Consider the following 17,150-nt stretch of genomic DNA (forward strand, 5'->3'; position numbering starts at 1 on the left):
AAGGAGTTCCATGCGCCTGATTCGTATGCTGCTGCTGGCAGCTTTAAGTTTTACCAGCGTTTCCGTCCTGGCCACTGATGATGCCTCGGCACAGCGTCTGACCGCATTGCTCAACCAGGCCAAGACCATCAATGCGCGATTCTCGCAACTGACCCTGGATGGCAGTGGGACGCAGTTGCAGGAAACGGCGGGGCAGTTGGTGCTCAAACGTCCGGGACTATTTCGCTGGCACACCGACGAGCCTATGGAGCAGTTGTTGGTGTCCAATGGCGAGAAGGTCTGGCTGTATGACCCGGACCTCGAGCAGGTCACCATTCAGACCCTCGACAAGCGCCTGACCCATACCCCGGCTCTGCTACTGTCCGGCGATGTGTCTCAGATTCAAGAGAATTTCGAGATCAGCCATAAGGAAGGCGGCAACGTGGTCGACTTCATGCTCAAGCCCAAATCCAAGGACACCCTGTTTGATAGCCTGCGCCTGTCATTTCGCAGCGGTGTGTTGAATGACATGCAGTTGATCGACACTATTGGTCAGCGCACCAACATTCTGTTCCTCAACGTGAAGATGAATGAAAGCGTGGACGACAAACTGTTCAGCTTCGAGATTCCCGAAGGCGCGGATGTCATTCAAGAGTAAGAGGTCGTAGCCCGCCGTCATGGATCTGTTCCGTAATGCGCCCATCGCTCAACCCCTGGCCGCGCGCTTGCGTGCTGCCAGCCTGGACGAGTATGTCGGCCAGGAGCATCTGCTCGCGCGCGGCAAGCCGCTGCGTGAAGCGCTGGAGCAGGGCGCACTGCACTCGATGATTTTCTGGGGGCCGCCGGGCGTGGGCAAGACCACCCTGGCCCGCCTGCTGGCCCAGGTCACCGATGCGCATTTCGAGACGATCTCGGCGGTGCTCTCCGGGGTCAAGGAAATCCGCCAGGCAGTCGAGGTTGCGCAGCAGCACGCGGCCCAGTATGGCCGCCGGACTATCCTGTTCGTCGACGAGGTCCATCGCTTCAACAAGTCGCAGCAGGATGCCTTTCTGCCCTATGTGGAAGACGGCACCCTGATTTTTATCGGTGCCACTACCGAAAACCCCTCGTTCGAACTTAATAACGCGCTGCTTTCGCGGGCGCGTGTCTATGTCCTCAAAAGCCTGGACGAAGCGGCACTGCGCAAGCTGGCTACTCGTGCCCTGGCTGACCCCAAGGGCCTTGGCGGGCGACAGCTCAGCCTGCCGGATGAAAGCTTCAAGATTCTACTGGCCGCCGCCGATGGCGATGGCAGGCGCTTGCTGAATTTTCTGGAAAACGCCGCAGACTTGGCCGAAGACGGCGGGACCCTTAGCAGCGAGCTATTGCTGGATCTACTCGGCGACAGCCGTCGCCGTTTCGACAAGGGCGGCGAAGCTTTCTACGACCAGATTTCCGCGTTGCATAAATCCGTGCGTGGCTCCAGCCCGGATGGCGCGCTCTATTGGTTCGCGCGCATGCTCGATGGCGGCTGCGACCCGCTGTATATAGCCCGCCGGGTGGTACGCATGGCCAGCGAAGACATCGGCAATGCCGACCCGCGCGCGTTGACACTCTGTCTCAATGCCTGGGACGTGCAGGAGCGCCTGGGTAGCCCCGAAGGCGAACTGGCCGTCGCCCAGGCCATCGTTTACCTGGCCTGCGCACCGAAAAGCAACGCGGTGTACAACGCGTTCAAGGCGGCGATGCGCGATGCTGCCGAGCATGGCTCCCTGGAAGTACCGCTGCACCTGCGCAATGCACCGACCAAGTTGATGAAGGAACTGGGCTATGGCGATGAATACCGCTACGCCCATGACGAGCCGGATGCCTACGCCGCCGGTGAGGATTATTTTCCCGAGCAATTGCCTGCCCGTCAGTATTATCAGCCGGTACCGCGCGGCCTTGAGCAGAAAATTCGCGACAAGCTCGCGCACTTGGCTAGCCAGGACGCGCTCAGTCCGCGCAAACGGAGAAAACCATGATCGCAGTCGTTTTCGCGGTGGCGGTCGGTGGCGCGTGCGGAACCTTATTGCGTTTTGCCACGGCCAACTGGATCAACGCAAACTGGGCGCAATATTTCTATAGTGCAACCCTGGCGGTAAATATCGTCGGCTGCCTGCTGATCGGTTACCTGTACGGGCTGTTTTTGCTGCGCCCGGAAATACCGCTGGAATTACGCGCCGGCTTGATCGTTGGTTTTCTGGGCGGTTTCACCACGTTTTCATCCTTTTCCCTCGACACCTTGCGCCTGCTGGAAAGCGGCCAGGCGCCAATGGCCTTCGGCTATGTGGCGCTGAGTGTGTTGGGCGGCCTGCTCGCGACCTGGGCAGGCCTATCATTCACCAAACTCTGATCGACGAGAACCTGACATGCTCGACTCCAAACTGGTGCGCAGCCAACTCCACGATGTGGCTCAGCGCCTTGCTGCACGCGGCTTTCAACTGGATGTAGCGCGTTTCGAAGCGCTGGAAACCCAGCGCAAGACCGTACAGACCCGCACCGAGCAGTTACAAGCCGAGCGTAACAGTCGCTCCAAGGCTATCGGCCAGGCCAAGCAGCGCGGCGAAGACATAGCGCCGCTGCTGGCGGATGTCGATCGCATGGGCAGCGAACTGGAGCAAGGCAAGCAGGAACTGGATGCCATCCAGGTCGAACTGGACAGCCTGCTATTGAATATTCCCAACTTGCCACACGAGTCGGTGCCAGTCGGCGACGATGAAGAGGGTAACGTCGAGGTGCGCCGCTGGGGCACGCCCAAGGCCTTCGACTTCGCCATTCAGGATCACGTAGCACTGGGCGAGAAGTACGGTTGGCTGGATTTCGAAACCGCCGCCAAACTGTCGGGTGCGCGTTTCGCGCTGTTGCGTGGGCCGATCGCTCGCCTGCATCGCGCCCTGGCGCAGTTCATGATCAACCTGCATACCGGCGAGCATGGCTATGAAGAGGCCTACACGCCTTATCTGGTCCAGGCGCCAGCGTTGCAGGGCACCGGTCAGTTGCCCAAGTTCGAAGAGGACCTGTTCAAGATCAGCCGCGAAAACGAAGCCGATCTGTACCTGATCCCAACCGCCGAAGTGTCGCTGACCAATATCGTTGCGGGCGAGATTCTCGAGGCCAAGCAACTGCCGCTGAAGTTGGTGGCCCACACCCCGTGTTTCCGCAGCGAAGCCGGCGCGTCCGGTCGCGACACCCGAGGCATGATTCGCCAGCATCAGTTCGACAAGGTCGAGATGGTGCAGATCGTCGAGCCGAGCACCTCCTACCAGGCCCTGGAAGAGCTCACCGGCAATGCCGAAAAGGTTCTGCAACTGCTCGAATTGCCGTACCGCGTCCTAGCGCTGTGCACCGGCGACATGGGCTTCAGTGCGACCAAGACCTATGATCTGGAAGTCTGGGTGCCGAGCCAGGACAAGTACCGCGAGATTTCCTCCTGTTCCAACTGCGGCGACTTCCAGGCGCGGCGGATGCAAGCGCGTTACCGCAATCCGGAAACTGGCAAGCCGGAGCTGCTGCACACCCTCAACGGTTCCGGCCTTGCGGTAGGCCGCACCCTGGTGGCGGTGCTGGAGAACTACCAGCAGGCTGACGGCAGCATTCGCGTGCCTGAGGTGCTCAAGCCTTATATGGGCGGCGTTGACGTCATCGGTTAATGCGCATGAGTCGACCTGCAGAGTAGGGTTTCAAGCCTGCTTCTGCAGGCATTTCTGGTGGCCTGAAGCCCACCCTACTGGCCAGGCTGCGCCTCGCCATCGTCATTCGCTTGGATCACGCCCATGGACTTTCTCCCGCTGTTCCACAAATTGCAGGGTCGCCTGGTACTGGTGGTCGGTGGCGGCGAAGTGGCGCTGCGTAAATCGCGCCTGCTTGCCGATGCTGGCGCCAGGCTGCGGGTTGTGGCGCCCGAAGTCCGCGACGACCTGTGCAAGCTGGTCGGCCTGGGGGCTGGCGAGGTGCTGCTGCGCAACTACCAGTCCGAGGATCTGGGCGGGGTGGTGCTGATTATCGCCGCCACCGACGATGAACCGCTGAATGCACAAATTTCTGCCCAGGCCCAGGCGCTGGGGATTCCTGTCAATGTCGTCGATGCCCCGAAGCTGTGCAGCGTGATCTTTCCGGCAATCGTCGACCGCTCTCCCTTGATCGTCGCCGTCACCAGTGGCGGCGACGCCCCGGTATTGGCGCGGTTGATCCGGGCCAAGATCGAGACCTGGATTCCGGCGACCTACGGCCAGCTGGCCGGTTTGGCGAAGAAGTTCCGCGCGCAAGTCAAAGGCCTGTTCCCGGATGTCCAGCAGCGCCGGGTGTTCTGGGAGGACGTATTCCAGGGGCAAATTGCCGAGAGCGTTTTCGCTGGCAAACTGCATGAGGGCGAACGCCTGCTCGCGGCGAAAGTCGCAGGCGCCGCACCGCGTAGCCTGGGGGAGGTGTATCTGGTCGGCGCCGGCCCCGGCGACCCGGACCTGCTGACGTTTCGCGCCCTGCGCCTGATGCAGCAAGCCGATGTGGTGCTCTACGATCGCCTGGTTGCTCCGGCGATCATCGAGTTGTGCCGTCGCGATGCCGAGCGTATCTATGTCGGCAAGCAGCGCGCCGAGCATGCCGTACCGCAGGATCAGATCAATCAGCAGCTGGTCAGCTTGGCCAAAGAGGGCAAGCGGGTGTTACGCCTGAAAGGCGGCGACCCGTTCATCTTTGGCAGGGGCGGGGAGGAAATCGAGGAGCTGGCGGCCCAGGGTATTCCCTTCCAGGTGGTACCGGGCATCACCGCAGCCAGTGGCTGTGCGGCTTATGCGGGGATTCCGCTGACTCACCGCGATCACGCGCAGTCGGTACGCTTTGTCACCGGCCACCTCAAGGACGGCAGCTGCGACCTGCCTTGGGCGGAACTGTCGGTGCCCAGCCAGACCCTGGTGTTCTACATGGGCCTGGTCGGCTTGCCGTTGATTTGCCAGCAACTGATCGGTCATGGTCGGGCCGCCAGCACCCCCGCGGCGTTGATCCAGCAGGGCACTACGGCCAACCAGCGGGTCTTCACCGGCACCCTGGAGAACCTGCCGGAATTGGTTGCCCAACACCAGGTCCACGCACCGACCTTGGTCATTGTCGGCGAAGTGGTGCAACTGCGCGATAAGCTGGCCTGGTTCGAAGGCGCTCAGGCTCAGGTCTGAGCCGAGGCCCTAGATTTCAGAGACGCCCTTGCCCGGCAGGCGTGCGCGATCGTGCCCACGGGCAAGCTCCAGCGCCGGCCCCTTGGGCACTATGCCGGTCGGGTTAATGGTGCGATGGCTGGCGTAGTAATGGCTCTTGATGTGTTCGAAATCCACCGTTGCCGCCACCCCGGGCCACTGGTAAAGCTCACGCAGCCAGTTAGACAGGTTCGGGTAGTCTTCGATACGCCGCAGGTTGCACTTGAAGTGGCCGTAGTACACCGCATCGAAGCGAACCAGGGTGGTGAACAGGCGCCAATCGGCTTCGCTAAGGTATTCGCCGGCCAAGTAGCGGTGCCCGCCGAGATGCCCATCCAGCCAATCCAGTTCGTCGAACAACTCGCCGAAGGCTTCCTCGTAGGCCGCCTGGGTGGTGGCGAAACCGGCGCGGTACACACCATTGTTGACCGCTGGATAGATGCGCTGATTGAGTGCATCTATCTCGCCGCGCAGCGCTTCGGGATAGAAATCCAGGGAGTTGCCCGTCAGCCCGTCGAAAGCGCTGTTGAACATGCGAAGAATTTCTGCGGACTCATTGCTGACGATGCGCTGTTGCTGTTTGTCCCACAGCAGCGGCACGGTCACCCGGCCACTGTAGTTGGCATCATCGGCGGTGTAGCGCTGATGCAGGAAGTCATGGCCGTCCAGCGCATCACCCGTGGAGCCATGGCCCGGGTCGAAAGTCCAGCCATCGTCGAGCATCAGCCAGCTGACCACGGAGACATCGACCAGATCTTCCAAGCCCTTGAGCTGACGCAGGATCAGGGTGCGATGGGCCCAGGGGCAGGCGAGGGAAACATACAAGTGATAGCGACCAGCTTGCGCCTTGAAACCACCTTCGCCGCTTGGCCCGGGGCTGCCGTCGGCGGTGATCCAGTTGCGTCGCTGGGCATTCTCACGTTTGAAACGGCCGTCAGCGGCAGTGTCGTACCACTGGTCATGCCAGCTTCCTTCAATCAACAAACCCATTACCCGACTCCTTTGACTGTATGGCTCAGGCGTTCAGTCTAACGGCGCTGGTTCGATTGAATGGTAGAAAACCCTGCCTCTAAAGATCGACTATATCGATATGTTCCGTGCGTCCCAGCGTTGCTGCGCCTGCTTGAATGCCTCTTCACGCGGGATGCCCAGACCGCGCAGGGCCATGGCCATGCTGCTCAATACCGCGAGTCGGCCGTAAGCGTCCTCGACTTCGCCGCGCCAGAACGCCAGAAGGTGCTCAGGCTCGAGAGACTCGGGTTTGACGTGGCGCTGCGCCGACAACGGCGGCCAGTCTTCGTCCCAGTTCACGCCGTTGGCCGTGCCATAGAGATGGCTGGTGGCATCTGGGTTGATTTCAACTTCGCCACCTTCGCCCTTGATTACCAGCGCGGTGTCGCCGAGCAATTGGCTGGCTTCGCGGTGCACCGCCTGGTAGCCGGGGTGAAAGATGCTCTGCAGGCCGCAGCGCGCCGACAAGGGGTTGAGGATGCGGGTCAGCGAGTGGATCGGCGAGCGCAAGCCGAGGATGTTGCGCAGGTCGATCATCCGTTGCAGTTGCGGCATCCAGTCGCCCAGCGGGATAAATGCCAGCTGTTGTTCCTGCAACGAATGCTCCACCTCGGTCCAGCTGCGACACAGTGGAATCTGCAGCAGGCCGATCACTTGCTCGCTATACAGCCGCCCGGCGGTGTGCGCGCCGCCGCCATGCAGCAGGATGCGCACGCCGCTGTTCGCCAGGGCCTTGGCGGCGAGGAGGAACCAGGGCAAATGACGCTTCTTGCCGGCATAGCTGGGCCAGTCCAGATCGACCGCAATGGCCGGCGCCTGCAGGCGTTCGCGTACCGCCTCGGCAAAGCCGGCCATCTCCTCGGCGCTTTCCTCTTTGTGCCTGAGCAGCATCAGGAAGGCGCCGAGCTGGGTGTCCTCGACCTTGCCGTCGAGCAACATGCCCATGGCTTCACGGGCTTCTTCGCGGGTCAGGTTGCGCGCGCCGCGCTTGCCTTTGCCGAGGATGCGTACGAATTGGGCAAAAGGGTGTTCCGCAGGGGTGACAAGGTTCATAGGCAATTCGTCGGTTTGGGCAGGCCCGCCAGTTTGGCGGCGAGTTTGGCGGGAGCGCCTTTGAACAGCAGATTGAGGTGCAGACTGTTGCCTTTTTCCGGGCCGAGCTTGAGCGCCACGTATTTGATCAGCGGCCGGTTGGCTGGTGATAGCTGGAACTCGGCATAGAAAGCCCGCAACAAGTGCAGGATCTGCCAGTGCTCGTCGCTCAGGGTCAGTTGTTCCTGCTGCGCCAGGGCTTCGGCGACCGGTGCCGACCAGTCCGCCAGGGCGAGCAGATAACCATCCTTGTCCAGTTCGATGCGCCGACCGGCAACGATCAAATGCTTCATAGCCAGCTGTTGACCTTGTCGAAGCGGCAACTGAGCTCGACGAACCCCGGGTAGTCGACCACCTGGATCCGCGCTGGCGCGGTCAGGGCGCGCGCGCCGAGGTCTTCGTCGAGGGCGAACAGGCCGATGCCGTCCGGCATCAGGTCCAGGGCCTGGCACTGTGCGCTGCCGGGTTGCAGGGCGTAAACCGCATCGCCGCAGAGCAGCAGGCCGTCGGCAGGGCCGAGCAGGCGCAGGCAGCTGCTCAGTCGGCTGTCAGTGAACGGCGAATGGGACAACACATGCAACGTAGCCATCAGAGGGTGATCACCTGGTCGTAACGGTCGATAAGCGCAATCAGGGCGGCATCATCCAGCACCTCGACCGCCAGCGTCAGCGCCCGTGGCTCCAGGCCGCGCTCTTGCAGGCTGCGCGCCGAGGCATACAGTGATTCGACGCCGAACAGCGGCAACGCCTGCAGGTTGGCAGCCAGATCTTTCTGCTGCACGGCGGCGGGCTGTTGCGCTGGCGCCAGCTGGAGCACGCCGTCATCGAGAAACAGCAAGCCGAGGGGCAAGTCGAACGCGCCGCCAGCCAGGGCAATATCCAGCGCTTCGCGGGCGCTGGGCCCGGACCATGGCGACTGGCGGCTGATGATCAGCAAGGATTTAGCCACTTCAAGGCCCTCCGAAGCAGATCAGGCGATCAGCCGTTTGAGCCGCTTCATGCAGTTGGCCCAGCCCGGAAAGTTCCCAGGGCGCTTCCAGATTGCCGGCGCTACGCCCGTAGCGTTGTGCTTCCTGTTCATTGAGGATGCCGCGGCGCAGCGCTGCGGCAATGCAGACAACGCCATCGAGTTGTTGCTGGTGTACCAGTTCGCGCCATTCGGCCGGGGTGTCCAGCTCATCCTGCGCGCTGACCACATTGCTTGACGCGTTGTGCACTGCATCCTGATAGAAGAACAGTCGGACGATCTGATGGCCGCCGGCCAGGGCTGCCTGAGCGAAACGCAAGGCGCGCCGGGAGGAGGGCGCATGCGGTGGGGCAAAGAGGGCGATGGCGAATTTCATAGAGAGGCCGGCAGTCAAATCTGACCCAATGATAAAGGGTGAGCGCGCAAGATGCTCGCCGCAGGAACGAAAAAGCCCGCCGAAGCGGGCTTCGGGTACAACTCGGGAATCAGTCGTCGCTGCCCATGATGCCCATGATCTGCAGCAGGCTGATGAACAGGTTGTAGATCGAGACATACAGGCTGATGGTCGCCATGATGTAGTTGCGCTCGCCACCGTGGATGATGGCGCTGGTCTGAAACAGGATGCAGGCCGAGGAGAACAGCACGAAGCCGGCGCTGATCGCCAGTTGCAGGCCACTGATCTGGAAGAAGAAACCCGCCACCATCGCGCCGATCAGGACGAAGAAGCCAGCAGTGATGAAGCCGCTGAGGAAGCTCATATCCTTGCGCGAAATCAGCACGTAGGCGGACAGCCCACAGAACACCAGAGCCGTCATGGTGAAGGCCGAGCTGACCACTTCGGCTCCATTGGCCATGCCCAGGTAGCGATTGAGGATTGGCCCCAGGGTGTAGCCCATGAAGCCGGTCAGGGCGAGGGTGGAGAGCAGGCCCCAGGACGAGTCACGCAGTTTGGCAGTGAGGAAGAACAGGCCGTAGAAGCCAATCAGTACCACGAAGAAGTTCGGGTAAGGCACATTGGCGCGTTGCGCCATGAAGGCAACCAGCCCGCTGAAGGCCAGGGTAATAGCCAGCAGGCCGTATGTGTTGCGCAGTACGCGGCTGACTTCTTGCTGCTCAACCTGGGCGTGACTGAGTGCGTAATCTTGTTCGTGCATGGCGACACTCCTGTAGGGGCTAATGGTTCCGTGACCAAAGTCGAGGTCGATAATAACAGAGCCCTGATCTCAGCCAACCTAGAGAGTTTGACAGTGTGTTTCGTTCCGGTAAGATTGCCGCCCGCACAAACGCCGGAAGCGTGGCAGAGCGGTTGAATGCAACGGTCTTGAAAACCGTCGAAGGGGAGACTCTTCCGTGAGTTCGAATCTCACCGCTTCCGCCAATTTTTTTTCAATGGAATCAGTAATGTGATTTCATTGACGTTTGCTATTTGACGGTTATGCGTCAAGCTAAGCCTCGTAGAATTTTCTGCCGTACGATGCGGTATTTTCCTGCCAGGCCGCCGCACTGAGCGGCTGACACATAACGAGGTGTCCGCTTGATAAGGGTGCTTGTGGTCGACGACCACGATCTGGTTCGTACAGGCATCACCCGGATGCTGGCCGATATCGATGGCCTGCAAGTCGTTGGGCAGGCCGACTCAGGTGAAGAATCGCTGAAGAAAGCCCGCGAATTGAAGCCTGATGTGGTCCTGATGGATGTCAAGATGCCCGGCATCGGCGGCCTCGAGGCGACCCGCAAGCTTCTCCGCAGCCACCCCGACCTGAAAGTCGTCGCGGTGACTGCCTGTGAGGATGATCCTTTCCCCACGCGCCTGTTGCAGGCAGGCGCCGCTGGCTATCTGACCAAGGGCGCCGCGCTGGCCGAGATGGTGCAGGCCATTCGTCAGGTGTTCGCCGGACAGCGTTACATAAGCCCGCAAATCGCCCAGCAGTTGGCGCTCAAGTCGTTTCAGCCGCAAAACAGTAACTCGCCCTTTGACTTGCTTTCCGAGCGCGAGATTCAGATCGCCCTGATGATCGCCGGCTGCCAGAAGGTGCAGAGCATCTCCGACAAGCTGTGCCTGTCACCGAAAACGGTCAATACTTACCGTTATCGAATCTTCGAAAAGCTGTCGATTACCAGCGATGTGGAGCTTGCCTTGCTCGCCGTACGCCATGGCATGGTCGATGCCAACAGCTGAGCCCGTGGTTGACGTGAGCATTCCGTTCGATTCCGGCGCTTTCCTGGCGACCTGCAGCAGTCGCCCGGGTGTCTACCGCATGTTCGACGTAGACGCCAAGCTGCTCTATGTCGGCAAGGCGAAAAACCTTAAAAAACGCCTGGCCAGCTACTTCCGCAAGAGCGGCCTGGCGCCGAAGACCGCGGCGCTGGTCGGTCGGATCGTTCAGGTCGAAACCACCATAACCGCGAACGAGACCGAAGCCCTGCTGCTCGAGCAGACACTGATCAAGCAATGGCGGCCGCCTTACAACATTCTGCTGCGTGACGATAAATCCTATCCCTACGTATTTTTATCGGATGGCGATTACCCGCGCCTGAGCATCCATCGCGGAGCGAAGAAGCAGACGGGCCGATATTTTGGCCCATACCCCAGCGCCGGGGCGATCCGCGAAAGCCTCGGCCTGCTGCAAAAAGCCTTCCTGGTGCGCCAGTGCGAAGACAGTTACTTCAAGAATCGTACGCGGCCGTGCCTGCAGTATCAGATCAAGCGCTGCAAGGGGCCATGCGTCGGCTTGGTCGACCCGGCGGAATATGCCGAGGACGTGCGCCACTCGGTGATGTTCCTCGAGGGCCGCAGCAATGCCCTCGGCGATGAGCTGTCCAGCGCCATGCAGCAAGCCGCCGGGGCCCTGGATTTCGAGCGTGCAGCCGAGTTGCGCGACAAGATGGCCCTGCTGCGCCGCGTGCAAGACCAGCAGAGCATGGAAGGCGGCAGTGGCGATGTCGATATAGTCGCTGCCATGGTCAACCCGGGCGGCGCTTGCGTACACCTGATCAGCGTGCGCGGCGGCCGTGTGCTCGGCAGCAAGAATTTCTTCCCGCAAGTGGCGATCGAGGAGGACGTCAGCGAGGTGTTGCTGGCCTTCCTGGCGCAGTACTACCTGGGCAATCAGGAGCGCGAGTTACCTGCCGAGCTGATCGTCAATGCCCAGCATGAAGACTTTCCCACGCTTATCGCGGCGCTCGGCGAGTCGCGTGGCTGTGAGTTGAGTATCAGCTATCGGGTCCGCGGAACCCGCGCGCGCTGGCAGCAGTTGGCGGTGACCAACGCCGAGCAAGCGCTCGGCGCTCGCCTTGCCAGTCGCCAGCATGTGGCCGCCCGCTTCGAGGCCCTGGCCGAGGCCCTGGACATGGATGAGGTGCCGCAGCGCCTCGAATGCTTCGATATCAGCCATTCCAGTGGCGAGGCCACGGTGGCGTCATGCGTGGTATTTGGCCCGGAAGGGCCGCTGAAGTCCGATTACCGGCGCTACAACATCGAAGGTGTCACCGCAGGCGATGATTACGCTGCGATGCACCAGGCCCTGACTCGGCGCTTCAGTAAGATCAAGGACGGCGAAGGCAAGCTGCCGGATATCTTGCTGGTCGACGGCGGCAAGGGGCAGCTAGCCATGGCCCGAGACGTGTTGAATGAATTGGCGGTGCCTGAATTGATTCTGCTCGGCGTGGCCAAGGGTGCGACGCGCAAGCCGGGCCTGGAAACCCTCTACCTCAATGACGCTGCCCATGAATTCACCCTGCCAGGCAACTCACCGGCGCTGCACCTGATCCAGCAGATCCGTGACGAGTCTCACCGCTTTGCCATTACCGGGCACCGTGCTCGTCGCGGCAAGGCCCGGCGTACCTCAAGTCTGGAGGAGGTCGCCGGGGTAGGGCCGAAGCGGCGGCGCGAGCTGCTCAATCACTTTGGTGGCCTGCAGGAATTGGCGCGGGCCAGCAGCGAAGAAATTGCCAAGGCGCCCGGGATCAGTAAAAAGCTTGCAGAGCTGATATATGCCGCACTGCACAGCGAGTAGAATGCCGGCTCACCTTTGCAGCCAGTTGTGCCGATGAATATTCCTAACCTGCTTACCGTGCTCCGCGTGGCACTGATCCCGATTTTTATCCTGCTGTTCTACCTGCCATTCAGCTGGAGTTATTGGGCCGCCAGTGCGGTTTTCGCTATCGCTGCCGCAACTGATTGGCTGGACGGTTATTTGGCGCGTCGCTGGGAGCAGAGCACCCCCTTCGGTGCCTTTCTTGATCCGGTCGCCGACAAGCTGATGGTCGCGGTTGCGCTGGTCTTGCTGGTAGCAGAGCACGCCAACCTGTGGCTGACATTGCCGGCGGCCATCATAATAGGCCGTGAAATTGTCGTCTCGGCCTTGCGCGAATGGATGGCCGAACTGGGCGCGCGCGCCCATGTCGCCGTGTCCGAGCTGGCCAAATGGAAAACCGCAGCGCAAATGGTTGCCTTGATCATTCTGCTGGCGAACCCGCCCCTGTACACATTCTGGGTTCTGCTCGGCTACGGACTTCTGATCGTTGCCGCCATCCTGACCTTGTGGTCGATGCTGCAGTATCTGCTGGCTGCCTGGCCGCACCTCAGCACTTCCACTGAAAAGAAATAAGCTTTTTTGAATCAAGGGGTTGACGGGGCGTTCTGAAGATATAGAATGGCGCCCGTCTACAAGACAAGCGGGAATAGCTCAGTTGGTAGAGCACGACCTTGCCAAGGTCGGGGTCGCGAGTTCGAGTCTCGTTTCCCGCTCCATTTTCAACGGACCGTCTAGTGCGGTCCGTTTAGTTTCAAGGCTGAGTAGCAGAGTGGTTATGCACCGGATTGCAAATCCGTGAACGCCGGTTCGATTCCGACCTCAGCCTCCAATTAAGAAAGCCTCGTAGATCTATGATTTACGAGGCTTTTTTATTGGATGCAGGAAACCTTGCGAGGCTCGACCGGGCTGTATATAGTCCAAACCTCGCGCTAAAGCTCTACCGCCCGAATGGCGAAATCGGTAGACGCAAGGGACTTAAAATCCCTCGAGGGTAACCTCGTGCCGGTTCGATTCCGGCTTCGGGCACCAATCTCAGTCAAACACAAAGGCCAGCCTCGCCAAGGCTGGCCTTTGTGTTTTCGGCGTGCCGCACGGCCCCGGTGCTCGGGCGCTATTGGGCCATGGCGATGCATTCAGTAACCCCTAAGTTGTTACGCCCCGGCCCGCAGCAGGTGCAACTCACTCAGCTTCGACTGCTTGAGCGCGACTGATCTAGCCCCTCAGCCTTGCAACATTTGAAAAATGCACTGGTCACCCAGTTCACTAGCGCTATCATGCTGACCTGAGCCGCATCTCGGTGCGAGCACTGGCCGGGTGCACCAGCAGTAAGCGCGTGGTTGGCCATAATGGGGCGCGCAGCAAGGCTTTCGCAGCATCCCTTGCGGCATGAATTCTGCAGCTGGCCGAGTAGTTCGTTTTCAGTGGGACGGTAGGGCGGTGTCCGCCGTAGTGCTTCATTTTTCATGGAAGGCAACGTCAATGGCCATACGTATCGCACTGCACCACAAGACCAGCTATCACTACGATCGTCAGGTGGGTTTGTCGCCGCATGAGGTGCGCTTGCGCCCGGCACCCCACGCGCGCACGCCGATTTTGTCCTATTCGCTGAGCGTGACCCCGCAAAAGCACTTCATCAATTGGCAGCAAGACCCTTACGGCAACTACATCGGCCGGTTTGTCTTCCCGGAAAAATCCGCGACCCTGGAGTTCACCGTCGATCTGGTCGCAGACATGACAGTGATCAATCCGTTCGACTTTTTCGTCGAAAAGTATGCCGAACAGTTCCCATTCAGCTATCCGGCGCAGTTGCGCGATGAGCTGGCGGCTTATCTACAAGCCGACGAGCCCGGCCCCTTACTGACCAAGTGGATGGCAGCAGCCCGCAGCGAGATGCTCGGCAAGGCGCAGCCGATCAATAATTTCCTGGTGGCCATCAACCAGCGCCTGCAGGCCGATATCGCGTATCTGTTGCGCATGGAACCGGGCGTGCAGACGCCTGAGGAGACCCTGGAGAAACGCTCCGGATCCTGTCGAGACAGCGCCTGGTTGCTGGTGCAGATCTTGCGCGACTTCGGTTTGGCTGCGCGTTTTGTCTCCGGTTACCTGATTCAATTGCGTGCCGACCAGCAGGCACTCGATGGGCCGAGCGGGGCCGAGGTTGACTTTACCGACCTGCATGCCTGGACCGAGGTGTACATCCCGGGTGCCGGCTGGATTGGCCTCGACCCAACCTCGGGTATGCTCGCCAGCGAAGGGCATATTCCCCTGGCCTGCACCGCGCTGCCATCCTCGGCGGCACCGATCAGCGGCTTTACCGACAAGGCCGAAGTCACCTTCGAGCACGAAATGACCATCACGCGCATCCATGAGGATCCGCGGGTAACCAAGCCTTATTCGGAAGCTGACTGGCAAAAAATCGATCAGCTCGGTCAGCAGGTCGATGCCGACTTGAAACGTCAGGATGTGCGTCTCACCCAGGGCGGGGAGCCAACCTTCGTCTCCATCGATGACATGGATGGCGCGCAATGGAATACCGAAGCCCACGGCGAGCAGAAGCGCGAGCTGGCCGGGGAGCTGATGCACCGTTTGAAAAACCACTTTGCCCCCGGTGGCATGCTGCATTACGGTCAGGGCAAGTGGTATCCGGGCGAGCCGCTGCCGCGCTGGGCATTGAACATCTTCTGGCGGGTCGACGGCCAGCCCATGTGGCTCGATGCGACGCTGTTCTCTGCCGATGACCACAGCGATGGCTATGGCGCCGACGAAGCCAGGCGGTTTACTGTCGAACTGGTGAAAATTCTCGGTCTGCCAGCCAACTGCCCGATCCCTGCCTATGAGGATGTGGTGCAACAGGCCCAGCTGGAACAAGGGCTGCCGAACAACCTCGACCCACTGCAACTGGACCTCAAGGCGCCCGAGGCACGGCAACGCCTGGCACGGCTGCTGGAGCAAGGCCTGGGTGAAGTGGTCGGCTACGTGCTGCCACTGGCGACCAAAACGCTCGATCCGACTATTGCCTTGGGTGTTGCCTGGCGTACGTGCCCCTGGCCGCTCAAGCGCGAGCATCTGTACCTGATCGAAGGCGACTCGCCGATGGGCTTGCGCCTGCCATTGAACGCGCTGCCCTGGGTCATGCCGGAAGATATGCCGCAGAGTTTCGATGTCGATCCTTTTGCGCCGCGTGAGGCATTGCCGACCGTCGCCCCTGCCGTGAATTCGGCGCCTGGCAAGAGTGAAAAACGCCCGACGCTCAGCCGAAAGAATGCTGCCAGCATTGCTTCCGAGAGCACGATCGAACCGCGCGACGTGATTCACACGGCGCTCTGCGTGCAGGTCAGGGAAGGGCGCCTGCATGTTTTCATGCCGCCGCTCAAGCGCATCGAGGACTACCTGGCGCTGGTGACGGCTGTCGAACATACCGCCACCAAGCTGAAGCTGAAGCTGCGCATCGAAGGTTACCAGCCTCCGCGCGACCCGCGGATCAAGTTGCTCAGCGTCACCCCGGACCCGGGCGTGATCGAGGTCAATATCCACCCGGCCGCCAGCTGGAATGAGCTGGTCTACAACATGTCGACCCTGTATCAGGAAGCTCGCCTGACCCGGCTGGGTACCGAAAAATTCATGCACGATGGTCGTCATACCGGGACCGGTGGTGGCAACCATGCCACCTTGGGTGGTGCTACCGCCGAAGACAGTCCGATGCTGCGCCGGCCGGACCTGCTGAAAAGTCTGATTACCTATTGGCAGAATCACCCGGCCTTGTCCTACCTGTTCTCCGGCACCTTTATCGGTCCGACCAGCCAGGCGCCCCGGGTCGATGAAGCGCGCGACGATAACCTCTACGAACTGGCGATTGCCTTTCAGCAGATGGATCAGGTTCTGCCGACCATGCAGCCGGGCGACAAGCCCTGGATGGTCGACCGCTTGCTGCGCAACCTGCTGGTCGACCTGACCGGCAATACCCATCGTTCCGAGTTTTCCATCGACAAGCTGTATTCGCCCGATGGTCCCACGGGTCGCCTCGGTCTGGTCGAGTTTCGCGCCTTCGAGATGCCGCCACATGAGCGCATGAGCCTATTGCAGATGCTCCTGTTGCGCGCTCTGGTCGCGCGTTTCTGGCGCGAGCCATACCAGGCCAAGCTGGTCAACTGGGGCACGGCACTGCATGACCGCTGGATGCTGCCGCACTTCGTCGCCCAGGATATCCGCGATGTGGTCAAGGATTTGCGTGCGGCAGGCTACGCTTTCGAGGAACACTGGTTCGAGCCCTTTATCGAGTTCCGCTTTCCACGCTTTGGCACCGTGGTCTACGAGGGGGTCGAGATGGAATTGCGCCAGGCCATCGAGCCCTGGAATGTCCTGGGAGAAGAGATGAGCGGCGGCGGCACGGCACGCTATGTCGACTCCTCGGTGGAGCGCATGCAATTGCTGGTACGTGGCCTCACCGATGGCCGTCACGAAATCTCCTGCAACGGTCGGCGCTTGCCCTTGCACCCGACCGGCGTACCGGGCGAGTACGTCGCTGGGGTGCGTTTCCGTGCCTGGAGTCCTTGGTCGGCCCTGCACCCAACTATCCAGGTGCAAGCGCCCCTGACCTTCGATTTAGTCGATAATTGGAGCGGCCGGGCAATCGGCGGTTGTACCTATCATGTGGTGCACCCGGGTGGACGCAGTGAAGAGAGTTCGCCGGTGAATGCCAATGCTGCTGAAGCGCGGCGGTTTGCCCGCTTCTGGGCCCACGGCCATACACCTGGGCCGATGCGCGTGTATAAGGAAGAACTCAATCCGAGCTTCCCGATGACACTCGATTTGCGCTGGCAACCCTATTAAACCCAAGTGCCATCCTGTGCGTTATTCG

At 60.8% G+C, this 17,150-nt stretch carries 16 protein-coding genes and 4 tRNA genes; 13 read left to right on the forward strand and 7 right to left on the reverse strand.

The genetic code is table 11. The features are described from left to right. Positions 1 to 10: 10 nt before the first annotated feature. The 5 genes from lolA to cysG all read left to right on the forward strand — a co-directional run bounded on the left by lolA (position 11) and on the right by cysG (position 5,168). On the forward strand, positions 11 to 637 hold the full coding sequence (lolA, locus tag PH586_RS07385) for an outer membrane lipoprotein chaperone LolA (protein ID WP_271347124.1): 627 nt from the start codon (positions 11 to 13) through the stop codon (positions 635 to 637). 19 nt (positions 638 to 656) lie between these two features. Then, positions 657 to 1,982 carry a replication-associated recombination protein A gene (locus tag PH586_RS07390; RefSeq protein ID WP_271347125.1) on the forward strand — a complete coding sequence of 442 codons (1,326 nt, stop codon included), beginning with the start codon at positions 657 to 659 and terminating at the stop codon, positions 1,980 to 1,982. After that, the gene (crcB, locus tag PH586_RS07395) at positions 1,979 to 2,353 is read left to right on the forward strand and encodes a fluoride efflux transporter CrcB (protein ID WP_271347126.1); all 375 of its coding nucleotides are present in this window, start codon (positions 1,979 to 1,981) and stop codon (positions 2,351 to 2,353) included. Before PH586_RS07390 ends, crcB begins: the two co-directional genes overlap by 4 nt. A gap of 16 nt (positions 2,354 to 2,369) precedes the next feature. Next, entirely contained in the window at positions 2,370 to 3,650 is a 1,281-nt protein-coding gene (gene serS, locus PH586_RS07400; RefSeq protein ID WP_271347127.1) for a serine--tRNA ligase, read from the forward strand. 123 nt (positions 3,651 to 3,773) lie between these two features. Continuing rightward, positions 3,774 to 5,168: a siroheme synthase CysG gene (gene cysG / locus PH586_RS07405; RefSeq protein WP_271347128.1), complete on the forward strand. Its 1,395-nt coding sequence runs from the start codon at positions 3,774 to 3,776 to the stop codon at positions 5,166 to 5,168. Between the two features lie 9 nt (positions 5,169 to 5,177). Here cysG and PH586_RS07410 read toward each other — a convergent pair whose 3' ends face one another. From PH586_RS07410 to PH586_RS07440, 7 genes are all read right to left on the reverse strand, one after another. Beyond that, positions 5,178 to 6,176: a glutathione S-transferase family protein gene (locus PH586_RS07410; RefSeq protein WP_271347129.1), complete on the reverse strand. Its 999-nt coding sequence runs from the start codon at positions 6,174 to 6,176 to the stop codon at positions 5,178 to 5,180. Positions 6,177 to 6,266: 90 nt separating this feature from the next. After that, a complete protein-coding gene (locus tag PH586_RS07415) occupies positions 6,267 to 7,250 on the reverse strand; it encodes a glycosyl transferase family protein (protein ID WP_271347130.1) in 984 nt (327 codons plus the stop codon). Then, positions 7,247 to 7,582 carry a TusE/DsrC/DsvC family sulfur relay protein gene (locus tag PH586_RS07420; RefSeq protein WP_271347131.1) on the reverse strand — a complete coding sequence of 112 codons (336 nt, stop codon included), beginning with the start codon at positions 7,580 to 7,582 and terminating at the stop codon, positions 7,247 to 7,249. The genes PH586_RS07415 and PH586_RS07420 overlap by 4 nt, the downstream gene beginning before the upstream one ends. Further along, positions 7,579 to 7,878 carry a sulfurtransferase complex subunit TusB gene (gene tusB, locus PH586_RS07425; RefSeq protein ID WP_271347132.1) on the reverse strand — a complete coding sequence of 100 codons (300 nt, stop codon included), beginning with the start codon at positions 7,876 to 7,878 and terminating at the stop codon, positions 7,579 to 7,581. Before tusB ends, PH586_RS07420 begins: the two co-directional genes overlap by 4 nt. Beyond that, positions 7,878 to 8,237 (reverse strand): sulfurtransferase complex subunit TusC, encoded by a 360-nt coding sequence (gene tusC / locus PH586_RS07430; RefSeq protein WP_271347133.1) that lies wholly within the window; start codon positions 8,235 to 8,237, stop codon positions 7,878 to 7,880. The genes tusB and tusC overlap by 1 nt, the downstream gene beginning before the upstream one ends. Position 8,238: 1 nt before the next feature. Beyond that, on the reverse strand, positions 8,239 to 8,631 hold the full coding sequence (tusD, locus tag PH586_RS07435; protein ID WP_271347134.1) for a sulfurtransferase complex subunit TusD: 393 nt from the start codon (positions 8,629 to 8,631) through the stop codon (positions 8,239 to 8,241). 109 nt (positions 8,632 to 8,740) lie between these two features. Then, on the reverse strand, positions 8,741 to 9,409 hold the full coding sequence (locus PH586_RS07440; RefSeq protein ID WP_172152388.1) for a Bax inhibitor-1/YccA family protein: 669 nt from the start codon (positions 9,407 to 9,409) through the stop codon (positions 8,741 to 8,743). A 134-nt stretch (positions 9,410 to 9,543) separates the two neighbouring features. Between PH586_RS07440 and PH586_RS07445 the strand changes: the two genes are divergently transcribed. From PH586_RS07445 to PH586_RS07480, 8 genes are all read left to right on the forward strand, one after another. Beyond that, positions 9,544 to 9,633 (forward strand) — tRNA-Ser (locus tag PH586_RS07445). Between the two features lie 156 nt (positions 9,634 to 9,789). Next, positions 9,790 to 10,434, forward strand: coding sequence for a response regulator transcription factor GacA (gene gacA / locus PH586_RS07450; RefSeq protein ID WP_271347135.1), 645 nt, complete (start codon positions 9,790 to 9,792; stop codon positions 10,432 to 10,434). A 13-nt stretch (positions 10,435 to 10,447) separates the two neighbouring features. Then, positions 10,448 to 12,271, forward strand: a complete 1,824-nt coding sequence (gene uvrC, locus PH586_RS07455) for an excinuclease ABC subunit UvrC (RefSeq protein ID WP_271347525.1) — start codon at positions 10,448 to 10,450, stop codon at positions 12,269 to 12,271. 33 nt (positions 12,272 to 12,304) lie between these two features. Then, a complete protein-coding gene (pgsA, locus tag PH586_RS07460) occupies positions 12,305 to 12,865 on the forward strand; it encodes a CDP-diacylglycerol--glycerol-3-phosphate 3-phosphatidyltransferase (protein WP_271347526.1) in 561 nt (186 codons plus the stop codon). A gap of 67 nt (positions 12,866 to 12,932) precedes the next feature. Beyond that, positions 12,933 to 13,008, forward strand: a tRNA-Gly gene (locus tag PH586_RS07465). A gap of 39 nt (positions 13,009 to 13,047) precedes the next feature. Further along, positions 13,048 to 13,121: transfer RNA gene (locus PH586_RS07470), tRNA-Cys, on the forward strand. A 113-nt stretch (positions 13,122 to 13,234) separates the two neighbouring features. Further along, positions 13,235 to 13,321: transfer RNA gene (locus tag PH586_RS07475), tRNA-Leu, on the forward strand. Positions 13,322 to 13,771: 450 nt separating this feature from the next. Continuing rightward, the gene (locus PH586_RS07480; RefSeq protein ID WP_271347136.1) at positions 13,772 to 17,122 is read left to right on the forward strand and encodes a transglutaminase family protein; all 3,351 of its coding nucleotides are present in this window, start codon (positions 13,772 to 13,774) and stop codon (positions 17,120 to 17,122) included. The last annotated feature ends 28 nt before the right edge of the window (positions 17,123 to 17,150 follow it).

Origin of the sequence: Pseudomonas aestuarii (genome assembly GCF_027988105.1) — a bacterium.
Lineage (GTDB): Bacteria > Pseudomonadota > Gammaproteobacteria > Pseudomonadales > Pseudomonadaceae > Aquipseudomonas > Aquipseudomonas aestuarii.

What these genes read in the sequence shown, in the direction of transcription:
- serS (WP_271347127.1), top strand. Translation starts at nt 2,370, where the DNA reads ATGCTCGACTCCAAACTGGTGCGCAGCCAACTCCACGATGTGGCTCAG.
- lolA (WP_271347124.1), top strand. Translation starts at nt 11, where the DNA reads ATGCGCCTGATTCGTATGCTGCTGCTGGCAGCTTTAAGTTTTACCAGC.
- tusD (WP_271347134.1), bottom strand. Translation starts at nt 8,631, where the DNA reads ATGAAATTCGCCATCGCCCTCTTTGCCCCACCGCATGCGCCCTCCTCC.
- PH586_RS07415 (WP_271347130.1), bottom strand. Translation starts at nt 7,250, where the DNA reads ATGAACCTTGTCACCCCTGCGGAACACCCTTTTGCCCAATTCGTACGC.
- PH586_RS07410 (WP_271347129.1), bottom strand. Translation starts at nt 6,176, where the DNA reads ATGGGTTTGTTGATTGAAGGAAGCTGGCATGACCAGTGGTACGACACT.
- crcB (WP_271347126.1), top strand. Translation starts at nt 1,979, where the DNA reads ATGATCGCAGTCGTTTTCGCGGTGGCGGTCGGTGGCGCGTGCGGAACC.
- PH586_RS07390 (WP_271347125.1), top strand. Translation starts at nt 657, where the DNA reads ATGGATCTGTTCCGTAATGCGCCCATCGCTCAACCCCTGGCCGCGCGC.
- cysG (WP_271347128.1), top strand. Translation starts at nt 3,774, where the DNA reads ATGGACTTTCTCCCGCTGTTCCACAAATTGCAGGGTCGCCTGGTACTG.
- PH586_RS07480 (WP_271347136.1), top strand. Translation starts at nt 13,772, where the DNA reads ATGGCCATACGTATCGCACTGCACCACAAGACCAGCTATCACTACGAT.
- PH586_RS07420 (WP_271347131.1), bottom strand. Translation starts at nt 7,582, where the DNA reads ATGAAGCATTTGATCGTTGCCGGTCGGCGCATCGAACTGGACAAGGAT.
- PH586_RS07440 (WP_172152388.1), bottom strand. Translation starts at nt 9,409, where the DNA reads ATGCACGAACAAGATTACGCACTCAGTCACGCCCAGGTTGAGCAGCAA.
- pgsA (WP_271347526.1), top strand. Translation starts at nt 12,305, where the DNA reads ATGAATATTCCTAACCTGCTTACCGTGCTCCGCGTGGCACTGATCCCG.
- tusB (WP_271347132.1), bottom strand. Translation starts at nt 7,878, where the DNA reads ATGGCTACGTTGCATGTGTTGTCCCATTCGCCGTTCACTGACAGCCGA.